At 37.5% G+C, this 12134-nt stretch carries 7 protein-coding genes; 5 read left to right on the top strand and 2 right to left on the bottom strand.

The window, feature by feature from the left end; all coding sequences use genetic code 11:
* Positions 1-14: 14 nt before the first annotated feature.
* Complete coding sequence (locus tag MHN30_RS15115) at positions 15-416, bottom strand: hypothetical protein (RefSeq protein WP_130165901.1); 402 nt, start codon at positions 414-416, stop codon at positions 15-17.
* The gene (locus MHN30_RS15110) at positions 403-1083 is read right to left on the bottom strand and encodes a protocatechuate 3,4-dioxygenase (RefSeq protein WP_130165902.1); all 681 of its coding nucleotides are present in this window, start codon (positions 1081-1083) and stop codon (positions 403-405) included. The genes MHN30_RS15115 and MHN30_RS15110 overlap by 14 nt, the downstream gene beginning before the upstream one ends.
* Positions 1084-1759: 676 nt before the next feature.
* Here MHN30_RS15110 and MHN30_RS15105 point away from each other — a divergent pair.
* The 5 genes from MHN30_RS15105 to MHN30_RS15085 form a co-directional block, all read left to right on the top strand.
* Positions 1760-2251, top strand: a complete 492-nt coding sequence (locus MHN30_RS15105) for a VOC family protein (RefSeq protein WP_130165903.1) — start codon at positions 1760-1762, stop codon at positions 2249-2251.
* A 2-nt stretch (positions 2252-2253) separates the two neighbouring features.
* Positions 2254-4254, top strand: a complete 2001-nt coding sequence (locus MHN30_RS15100; protein WP_130165904.1) for an AMP-binding protein — start codon at positions 2254-2256, stop codon at positions 4252-4254.
* On the top strand, positions 4251-7625 hold the full coding sequence (locus MHN30_RS15095; RefSeq protein ID WP_130165905.1) for a non-ribosomal peptide synthetase: 3375 nt from the start codon (positions 4251-4253) through the stop codon (positions 7623-7625). The genes MHN30_RS15100 and MHN30_RS15095 overlap by 4 nt, the downstream gene beginning before the upstream one ends.
* Positions 7626-7633: 8 nt before the next feature.
* Positions 7634-9322 (top strand): cyclic peptide export ABC transporter, encoded by a 1689-nt coding sequence (locus MHN30_RS15090; protein WP_130165906.1) that lies wholly within the window; start codon positions 7634-7636, stop codon positions 9320-9322.
* A 111-nt stretch (positions 9323-9433) separates the two neighbouring features.
* Positions 9434-12134 (top strand): amino acid adenylation domain-containing protein (locus tag MHN30_RS15085; protein ID WP_239360184.1); only part of this gene is annotated, 2701 nt, incomplete at its 3' end.

Here is a 12134-nt window from a genome sequence, read left to right as displayed (position 1 = left end):
GGGGTCATCGGGGATTAGCTAATGTTATCTGCTTCTACTTCTTTTAATCTGTTTTTTCTGAAAAGAACAAAAACGAGTCCTCCACATACACCACCAGCTACTTTTGCTAAATGCTTTACCCAGTACTCCAAATCATATGTGTTTTGATAGACTCCAGCTAATTCAGCTGAAACAGTAATGACAATGTAGGTTAGGATCATGACAACTCCAACTAAGGCTCCATTGGAAACATAGTTCGTGCGTTCTCTATAGTTGATAAGCAAACTGCCTATTAAAGTGATAAAAAACAACATGATAGAAACTAACTCATGATTAAGTGGAAGCTTAATTATTGATGGGTTTACATAGCTAAGAAATACGATTGCTAATATCTCAATAAAAATTCCTAAAGCGATTAGCTTTTTACTTTTGCTCATTATCCCCTCGCTTTACTGGTTTAATTTTTTCTATAATAATGTCAAATTGGTATTGTTTATACTCTGATTTTTCAGAAGAAACATCCTTCGCAGTCATCATTTCAGTTTCCTTTTCCGTCCTATCTAAAATCAGAGGATCTTCAATGTTGCCGGGATGATTAGGAAAGTACATCTGCGTTAGCAATGATTTATAACCATTCTTGCTAATTTTGAAGTGTATATGAGGTGTCCTGATCATATCAGTTCCTTCAATTGGATACATTCCCGGCATTACCGTTTTAATTTTGAATCTTCCTTGGTTATCAGTTTTTAGAATTGCCCAACACTGAAAGTTCTCATCTATTGGCTTATCATTTGGATCGTGTGGGTGATGATATTTTCCAAATGAATTAGCTTGCCATAAATCTACAGTTACTCCGCACAATGGGGTCATATCATTATCATAAACTTTGCCAAAGACTTCGATAATTTCACCTTTTGCAGTTCCAGTTTTTCCTTTGATTTGAGTTAAATCGGCGTCTTTATCATCTTGTGGAGTTATTGGATAATATGGACCTTCCATTTCTGTTGGTGTCGGCTCATTTGCCAATGCCCCTTTCGCGATAAAACAAGCTGAAGTACCAATAACTAATTTTTTAAGTACTTCACGTCGTTCTAATTTTTCCATAGATCTGCTCCTGTTCGAATGTCAGTTATTTTTGAAAGTTAAGTTCTAAATTTTGATTGTTCTAATTTAGTTCGCAAACAGGTGCAATACCCCTGTGTCAAATTCGAGGTTTTAGCCTGTGTGATGCATCAAAATATTTTCTTACACCCCCAAAGGTAGGTGCGCTCTGTACTATAATAAGTAGGGATTTAAATTCATTACTGCATTCTTAAATTAGCATTTGTGTTAGTGAGTTGTCTATAACTTGTTTAAAAGAAAGTCATGTGACCTTGACGCTTTCCAAATATCTAAGTTAGTATCATAGGCCAAAATAAAAACTTGTTGCAGGTATACGCCTCTCACTCGAATTTTCTTTATTGCTCCGCAATTTAGCTTTATTAGCGTTGAAAATGTGTAACAACTAATGTTGTTTAGTCGCCGTTTAGAAAAAAGAGTTCTGTCTTTAAAGCATTTTTAGTGTTTGTCTCACGTGTGAGATGTTTTAGAAAGTGAAGAAGTGAGTGTCTAGCGGACATATTCCTACTCATCACTTTAGGCTGATGTATTGAGAAAGCGTATCAATAAGAGTATTTAACTATCCACTGATTTGAATCTTAAAGCGCTGTAGGAGAAGTTGTGGTGAGTGATACAAAACCTTTAACTGTTGTAATTTAATATACCTATAAGAAGCTCAATCATGAAGAAATTATATAAACTTCCCGCGAGGATAGACCATATAGCTATTGCCGTGTTGGATTTAGAAGAAGCGTTATTTTTATATCAAGGAGTCCTAGGATTTGAGCTAATTGCAAAAAGGGAGGTATGTGGTGAATTCTCAGGAATGCTATCTGCAGAATTAGATGCTCATGGTTTTAATATTGTTTTGATACAGGGCACTGGCGAGTCGTCTCAAGTGAGCCAATTTATCTCAAAGTACGGTCCAGGTGTGCAGCATATCGCTGTAGAAGTAGAGGATATCGATGCACTAGTAAGTACACTTGAAAAAAAAGGCATGGAATTCGCTACCAGTATAATTAAGGGGAAAAACTTGCTACAGGTATTCACCAAGAGAGATTGTAATAGTGGGATGATGATCGAATTCATAAAGAAAAGAGCAGAAGATTCAGGGTTCGAGAAAAACAACATAGAAGATCTTTTCCAACAATTAGAAGCGAGTGGAGCGTTTTAAAAATGTCACAGGTAAATAATATTGTTGATTGTATTCGATACAATGCCTTAAATAAGCCAGATGAAATTGCATATGAATTTTTAACCGATCTGGTATCACCAACCACAACCATAACTTACGCTGAATTGTACAAAGAAGTTAAACAAATATCGAATGGGATCAGTAGGCATCTTGCTCAAGGCGATTGTGCATTACTTCTCTTTCCCCCGGGGATAGAATATATAAAAGCTTTTTTCGCATGTTTAATGGTTGGAGTCATTGCAATACCTTTGTATCCTCCAAAGAAGAACAGTAAGGCTGACAAAGTATTTAAAGTTGCGGAGCTTTCAAACGCTAAGATTGCTTTAACGGCTGATAAAGACATTATTCCACTACGAAATTTGTGGAAAGAGAACTGTAAAAGTAATGTAAAATTCTTGAGCACAGGCGTTTTGGTATCTGAAGAGTTGGATTCAAGTCCAGCTGGATTTGAAATTGATGTCGATGCACCGGCTTTTCTCCAATATACTTCGGGATCCACGGGCAATCCAAAAGGGGTAATAATCACCCAAAATAATATCTTCGCCAATACAAAGTATCTGGAGAGACTTTCGGGTGCTAACGAAAAAGATGTTTTTGTTAATTGGCTTCCTTTGTTTCATGATTTAGGGTTGGTAACCACAGTATTATTACCAGCGTATTTGGGGTGTAAGTCTGTGCTTATGGCACCTGCTACGTTTGTCAAAAATCCAGCTATATGGCTAAAAGCGATAACAAAGTTTGGCGGTACAATTGCTGGCGCTCCTAATTTCGCTTTCGATTTGTGTACAGATAAAATTCCTACGGAAGAACTCGTTGATATTGACTTATCACAATGGCGGATCGCTTATAATGCGGCAGAGCCAGTCAAGTATCAAACTTTACAAAGGTTTAGTGAGAGGTTTTCAGCTGTAGGCTTTAACTTTGATAGCTTCTATCCTAGTTATGGCATGGCAGAGTCTACAGCATTTATCAGTGGTGGGAATGGGATAGGCACGCCAAGTACCCTATTGGTAGATAAATCATCTCTGGCTGATAACATATTGAAGGTGAATGAAAAGAATTCAAATAACAACCTTACATTTGTGGGAAATGGTTTCACAGATGATGAGCACTTATTAAAGGTGGTCGATCCTGATACAAATATCGAGGTAGAAGAAGGGGTTATTGGAGAAGTTTGGTTCTCTGGTCCTAGTGTTTCTCCGGGATATTGGGGATTAGAACAGGCGTCGAAGGAAACGTTTCAAAATACTTTAAACAGATTTAGTGATAGAAACTTTCTAAGGACTGGAGATTTAGGTTTTGTATTCAATAACGATTTGTATATTACCGGTCGAAAGAAAGATTTAATTATTCTTAATGGCAAGAATTATTACCCTCAAGACATAGAAGAAACAGTTAAATATTGTCATAGAGATATTCATCCAGGTCATACTGCAGCGTTTGAGTATGGTAATCAACTGGTCGTAGTTACTGAGGTGACGCGTGAGGCACTGCGCGCAAATAACTTTAAGCTTTTGACACAAGAAATTTCACGAAGCGTGTATGTGGAACATAGTGTATCAATTCACGATATTATCCTATTACCTCCGTATAAAATTCCAATGACTTCAAGTGGAAAAATTCGTAGAAAGGAAACAAAGGAGCAATATACGACTGGTCGATTACCGAGTATCTTCAATAAAGTCGGTTCAGAGCAAGCAGTAAGGCCAAGTGGAACAATAGAGAATGAAATATACAGGATATGGACTCAAATTTTAGGACTACCTAATATTTGTGTTGAAAGGGGATTCTATGAATTAGGTGGAAGCTCGATTCAAGCTACTCAGATTGTAGACGATGTTCAGAGCTTTTATGCAACACTTAACTTGGACGAAACAGAATTGTTGGAATGTACGAACATCAAAGAGATGGCGCAATTGATAACACTCGTAAAAGTGAAACAAAACTCTTCTAGTGATCTTCGTGGGGCGGTAAGAATATGAATGCAAAAGAACTAATTGTTGAACTTTTTCAGCGTCAAATCATTGTAAAATGTGACGCTTCTGAATTACTTTTAACGGGAAATATTGAAGCGCTTACAGAAAATGATTATGAAAACCTCAAAGTTTGCAAAGAAGACATCTTAGCATTACTCAATAATACAAAGTGTTCAAGCTTGTTAAGTTCAAAGCCATTACAGCTAGAGCAATATGAAGCACAGGCAACAAGCGGACAAAAGGACATTTTTTTTCTAGAATCACTTGTTGGAGATAAAAGTTATTATAATCTGCCTATTTGCTTCTCATTACAGGGAGTAGTTTCAGAAGACGCGCTAAAATATTCCATAACATCTATTTGCCAAAAGCACCATATTTTCAGAACAATCTATCGCCTCGATGGCAGTGAATTAATTCAGGTTATCGAAATGTTCGACGACGATAAAGTTCATTTTGAAGTCATCGATCTGGAAGATGAAGAAGTAGATATGTTCCTCGCCCAAGAAGGAGCATTTAAATATGACTTAACGAAAGATTGGCCTATAAGGTGTTTTCTCCTAAAGTCGCCTTCTAGGCAAATATTGAGCTTGAATCTTCACCATATAGCTGCAGATGGCTTTTCAGCAAAATTATTAACTAAGGATATCTCTGAATCGTATTATAACTTTAAATTGAAACTAAAAGGCTTTAATGATGACCTAAGTAACTCGCCAAATCAGTACGCCCGATATGCTGAGTGGTTTCAGAGTTACCTGTCTAGTGATGATGCTGAAGAGGCCCGAAATTACTGGAAGAGTTTATTATTGGATGCGCCAAAATGTCACAACTTCCCTTTGGAGTTCAATCGACCCTCATCCCTATCAATTGATGGTGATACTGCTAGTTATAATCTTATCGGTTCGTTGAAAGACAAGGTTTTGGACTCGGCAAAAAAATATGATATTTCTGCATTTTTCCTATTACAGTCACTATTTGTCGGCTTTATGGCTAGATTAGGGGATGAAAGTGACCTTGTTATCGGGGTGCCTTATTCAAATAGGACGACTGGGGCATTTACGAAAACAGTAGGTATGTTTGCCAACACAATCCCTTTTAGATATAAGTTTGATGGTAAGACAGACATTTCTCACGTCATAAATTCGACGAAAGAACAAAATCAAAAAGCATTAAAGTATCAACACTATCCATTTGAGAAGATTATTGAGTGTGCCGGGACCGAACGAGATGCGTCTTATAACCCTTTATTTCAAGTACACTTTGTCTTGCAAGACGATACATTAAATCAATTTTCTTTGGCTGATCTTGAGGTAGTAAAGCTTGATAGCCGACAGCCTGTAGCCAAGTTTGATTTCTCAGTTCATAGCACTTTTCATGACGATAGAATAGCTCTTAATTGGGAATTTAATACTGAACTTTTAAGCAAAGCAAGAGTTGACGCCTTATTTGATTACTTTGCTCAGTTTATTGAGCACCATTTGGATAATGAATTTGATAGCATACATGAGTTTACTTTTAACGAAGAAACAAGCTTACAGCGAGTGAATAAAGGTAATTTTGCCGACTATAAAAGTAATCCTGAAATTATTGAAAGCCATGGATACTCCCAACCTCAAGCGGTAGCGGTTGTTGATGGACAAAGTGTATTGACATATGAAGAGTTAGTTACGAAAGCAAACAAACTCATTGCAGGCTTACAAGAACGTGGAATCGCTGCTGGACAATCCATTGCGGTATATATGGAAAAGAGCCTAAAGCAAGTTGTCACTATGTATGCAGTAATGAGAGCTGGATATGTTTATATACCACTTGATCCTAGTTATCCAGAAGATCGGTTAGACTATATTAGAGCTGACTCTGGTGCTAACCTTTTACTGTATTCAGAAGATCTCGTACCACCTAACAGCCTGATAAAACAGGGCAATGATGCTACCTTTGAATCACTAACAGAACACAATAGAAGTGCACAATTACACCGTATTCAAGAGTCCGAAATTGCTTATGTAATTTATACATCAGGATCGACAGGTAAGCCTAAGGGAGTTATGGTTCCACATGGTAGTATATATTACTCACTCCAAGCCAATCGTAATGTATATAACTTTTGTGTCGACGATATGATGCCGACGGTTGGCTCACAAGCGTTTGGGGTATCTTTACTTGAGACATTCGTTCCACTTATTTCAGGTGGAACAGTAAAGATATTGAAAAAGTCTGATGTAACCAACTTAACCAAATTAATCTCATCTACACAAGATGTAACTGTTATGCATATGGTTCCGAGTCTAATGATGCCATGGCTTGAGATGATAGAATCAGAACCGTCTTTATATCCTAATCTAAGACTCTTATTAGTCGGTGCGGAAGCGGTTCCCCCGATTTTATTAACTAAGTTGAGCACTTGGCGTAGTAAAGTAATAGTAAGAGTCCTTTACGGCATGACAGAATCTTCAGTTGTCAGCAGTGGATACTTATCCCATGAACACGACGGCGGTGGGTACTGTATTGGTAAGCCACATCCAAATATGAAGTTCTATACAATGAATAGCTACGGAGTGCCTCAGCCTCTGGGGGTTTCTGGAGAGTTATACGTTGGTGGCTTATCACTAGCTAATGGATATATTGGGAAACCAGAATTAACAGAGCAAAAGTTTGTGTACAACAACGCTATTGGTGAGAGATTGTATAAAACGGGAGATAGAGCAAGACTTACCCGTTCGGGAAATTTTGAGTTCTTAGGAAGGGTTGACCACCAAGTCAGTTTAAGAGGGATAAGAATCGAAACCGGTGAGATAGAGAGCATCGTAAACCAACTAGAGGTTGTTAAAAAATGCCTTGCTCATGTAGTCCCATTGGAAAGTGGCGATAGCAAATTCGCGTTGTACTACACGACATATACAAATGGCTCTAATACAGCTATCGAAGATGAAATTAGAACCGCGTTAGCGAAGGAAATTCCAGAGTCTATGAGACCGACTGTATATATGCATCTAACTGAGTTTCCACATAATCCAAATGGTAAATTGGATAGAACGAAGCTACCTAAGCCGGTGAGCAGTGCCGGAGCGATAGAGCCATCGACCGAAACCGAAATCTACCTTAGTAATCTGTGGAGTGAAGTATTAGAGCTAGATCACATTTCGGTTACGGATAACTTCTTCGAATTAGGTGGTCACTCACTGATGGCAACTAAGTTGGTAAACTTGATAAACAAGCACTTCCATATTTCACTACCACTTAAGAGCTTCTTTGAATCTTCGACGATTCAAGGGTGCGCGTCGATAATTGATCAGGAGTTGCTTCAAGTTAAGCGAAGCCAGGCCGTACTCGGAGGAATAAGTAACGAGTTAGAGGAAGAAACTGATGAATTCATTATCTAGAGATTATTATGAAATTAAATAATGATTTAACATTAATGAAGCTGCTTTTTTCAAACTCACCGAGTAAGTTATATGCTTCTATCTCATTGAGTATCATATCTGGAGCCCTATACGCTTTGATCATTCCGAGTATATTGTCAGGTGTTTCTGGTGAGGCGAAAGCTCATAATTACATTTCCAATCATATTAGTGTTGAGGCATTCTTTTTTGGATTGATAGCCTTGGTACTAATAACCAAAGCTTCATCAGTTATTCTTGTCAATAATTTAGCTAAAACTGCCGTTGCTAGATTGAGAATAGATCTCTCGAGGAAGATAAATAGCTCTGAAATAGCGCATGTCGAAGGGTTAGGGTTGTCTCGCATTCTAAATGTTCTGACTGAGGATATGGGGAGACTTACAAATGCTGCTATCGCGATTCCAATGGTACTTGTTTCAACTGTGACAGCAATAGGTATGCTTATTTATCTTGCTGTAATTGATCTTGAGATATTTATCTACACAATTTTATTTATTATATTCGGGCTGGTTTTGTTTCAATTTCCATTAAGTAGAACTAAGAAATTTTACTCTAAGTCAAGAGAGTTAAAAGACGTTATGCAGGAAGGATTTCGAGGTTTAGTGTTTGGTGCTTATGAATTAAAGCTAGATAAAAGAAAATCCGAGAAATTTTTAGATAGTGAAATCACGTCCCCAACTCTGGAATCTTTAAAACAAGAAAAAAAAGGTGATTTTATACTTCACTTAGCTGGTAATTCAAGTGAGATTCTATGCTTTTTCGCGATTGGTATTGTTATATTTTTACTTCCTAAAGGCCCTGATGTAGAGCAACAGAGTACATATGGAGTCGTTATGGCTCTTCTATATATAACAGGTCCAATTGCAAGCGTGCTTAGTCTAATGAATCAGTTGAAACTAGGTGAAATTTCTTTAAATAAAATTAATGAAATATATTCTAGTGGAGAAGTTTTAAATGAAGAAGGTCAAGAAATAGATAAATGTTGGAATAGTATTAAATTGAAAAACATTGAATATTCTTATGGGGAAGAGGAACGTAAATTTAAGGTTTCTGTTGAAAATCTCGAGTTCCATAAGGGTAAAGTTTATTTCATTGTTGGTGGTAATGGTTCTGGTAAATCGACATTGTGCAAAGTTGTGTCAATGCATTACACGCCTAGCTCTGGCACCTACTATTTTGGGAGTGACGAGATTAACCTCGAAAATATTTTTTCTGCTAGGGGGATGTTTTATTCAATATATTCTGACTATTATTTGTTTAATGGTTTTTATAATAGCCTGAGTTCTAATGATGTTGAAAGAATAAAATACTATATGGATATCTTCAAGTTGAAAGGGAAAACGGAATTAGTTGATAACAAATTTTCGACAATAAAGCTTTCTGATGGCCAGCGTCGTAGGCTAGCTCTTCTTATCGGTATCATCGAAGATAGAGATATATACATTTTGGATGAATGGGCTGCAGATCAGGACCCAGAGTTTAAAGACTTATTTTACAATTATGTGATTCCGGACTTAAAGAGTAAAGGAAAGACAATAATAGCGATCACACATGATGATAGATACTTTCACTGTTGTGATGAAATTATAAAAATAGAAAGTGGGGAAGTGGTAGAGTCAACTCCGTTTTATCAGGAAGCAGATTCTCCATTAAATGAAAAAGAATCTGCTGTTTTTTAATTTACTAGGTTTTTTATGAATATAAAAAATATAATTGATAAGTGCTCCGTTCTCGGTGTGACTTTATCGGTTGAAAACTCAAACTTAAAAGTAAATGCTCCAAAAGGAAAAATGGACAAGTCACTGCTTGAGGAAATAAGAAATAATAAAGCACGACTAGTTACGTATATAAAGAGTAAAAATGCTGAAACCGAGAATGAAGAATTTGTAAGGGTTTATCCTCAACAGAAGCTTGGGAAATTGTCTTCTGGACAAGCCCAAATGTGGTTCTTAGCCAATTCGAACCAATCAAGCGACTTTTATCAATTTTATCGTGTTCTGCATATCAATGGCACTCTTTCTGTCTCAACGTTAGAAGATGCATTTACGCTTCTAATCAAACGCCATTCAATTTTACGTACTTGCTATCACGAGAGCAATGGATACTTGACTCAGGAAGTCGTTGAAGACTTTGGATTCTTTTTAAATCATTTACCATATAACAATGGCAGCAACTCATTTCAATATATTGATGCAGAACGTGAGAAATTTAAAACCTCAAGCTTTACACTTGAATCGGGTTGCATGTTGAAGGCATTATTAATTCAAACTGACATTGAGCAATTTGAGTTACATATCAAGATTCATCATATTGCCTCTGATGGGTGGTCAATAGGTGTTATTGTTAGAGATTTGAGTGAGTTTTATCAAGCTCTGATTAGTAATAGCGAGGTTAATAAAGATCTGCCTTTACAGTATATCGACTATGCTGATTGGCAGCAAAGTAGCAAAACTCAAGACGCAATCGCTGACAACCTGTCTTTCTTTAAAGAATACTTAAGAGGGGCTCCGCAAGTTCATAGTCTTCCTACTACTAATAGGTCACTATCAAACTTACAAAAGGCAAAACGTAAAACTATTCATTTAGATCATCAACGTTATGAAGAATTAAAGAGTTTTTGTAAAATACATCATGTTACTTTATTCAGTGTACTACAAACAGCAACGTCGTTTATTCTATCAAAGTACAGTGACAGCAAAGATATCCTTATGGGGATCCCTGTAGCAAATAGATCGGCCGAAACGTTAAGTGATACGGTCGGATATTTTGTAAATACGTTACCATTTAGAACGAAAATCAAGACTTCATCTACGTTTATTGAGTCTGTTAAATATCATAACCTCCAATTTTTAGATTTAATTGATAAGCAAGTAGTGCCATTTGACGATATTGTTAGTCATTGCTTGTTAGAAAGGGTTGAGGGTATTTCTCCATTAATACAGATACTTTTCTCTTTTCAAAACAATGAAATACCGGATTTGCGTCTTGGTAATGGTAGAATTGAAATAGAAGAGCCTGAAACTGACTACATTGAGGTTGATCTAGATATCGAATGTGTAGAGGGTAACGGAGGACTCTGTATTTATTGGACTTTTGCAGAATCTGTACTTTCAGATGAGTTGGTTCACTCAATGACAGAAAGTCTAGTTAATCTAATTTTTTCAATCACTAATAACGATAACTCGAAATTTTCTGATATTAAGTTTCTTTCCGATATAGAGTCAAACCTACTGATAAATGACCTTAACAACACAGCGCAGCCTTACCCAGAGAAGGCCTGTATTCATGATTTATTTGAGGGGCAGGTAGCGAATGCGCCAGAGCAGACGGCGGTGGTATTTGAAGGTCGTACACTAAGTTATAGAGCGTTGAATGAGAAAGCGAACCAAGTAGCGCATTACCTACGTTCGGAGCATGGTGTAGGGCCGGATACATTGGTTGGGTTGTGTATAGAGCGGTCGCTGGAGATGGTGATAGGGATAATGGGTATCTTGAAGGCAGGGGGGGCGTATGTTCCTTTAGATCCGAATTATCCGGCAGAGCGACTGAGTTACTTACTAGCAGATACAGCGGTTGATATCGTGTTGAGCGGTACGAAGGAGCGGGATGTACTGGGAGAGTTTGCAGGTGCGGTCCTTTGCTTAGATGGGATGGCGGATACGACGGGATATGCATGTGCAGATTACAGTAAAGAGAACCTAGATAGGGAGGAGATAGGGCTTACCTCAAGTCATTTAGCATATGTAATTTATACATCGGGGTCAACGGGACAACCAAAAGGCGTGATGGTTGAGCATAAGTCAGTGGTTAATTATCAAGAGCATATACGAGAAGTGTATAGCATTACAGAGTCTGATAATGTACTTCAGTTTTCAACGGTGTCATTTGATATTTTCATAGAAGAATGCTTTGGAGCCCTATGCCAAGGTAGTACTCTGACACTAAGAAATGAAGAATGTATGCAAGGGCTACAGGAATTTATAGCATTTTGTAATGATAAAAACATCACTTTAGCAAGCTTGCCGACAGCATTTTGGGCGCAGCTAGTTCAACACACAAATATGGAAGTGGCAAATTCATTAAGGATGGTGGTCGTAGGGGGAGAGTCTTTATCAATACATACGGTACAGAAACATCGAGACTGCTTTGGTGATACAGTTAAACTAATTAATAGCTATGGCCCAACAGAAGCGACGGTTACCGCTACAAGTCTGGACACTTCGCTTTTAGAGGAGTCAGCTCAGGTAGTACCGATAGGAAAGCCAAATATCAATAATGAAGTTTTAGTATTGGATAGTAATAGAGATTTGTGTCCAATGTATTGTGTTGGTGAGCTTTACCTAGGTGGCGCAGGTATAGCTCGGGGGTATCTGAATAAAAGCGAGTTAACGGCAGAGCGCTTTATAGATAATCCGTTTTATAGAGAAGGGCAATCCGGCAGCAGCAAGCGTTTATATAAGACAGGGGATTTAGTTAGATATAGACCAAGTG

Origin of the sequence: Pseudoalteromonas sp. OF7H-1 (genome assembly GCF_022347825.1) — a bacterium.
GTDB lineage: Bacteria > Pseudomonadota > Gammaproteobacteria > Enterobacterales > Alteromonadaceae > Pseudoalteromonas > Pseudoalteromonas maricaloris.
This window is presented reverse-complemented; position numbering and strand designations above follow the sequence as displayed.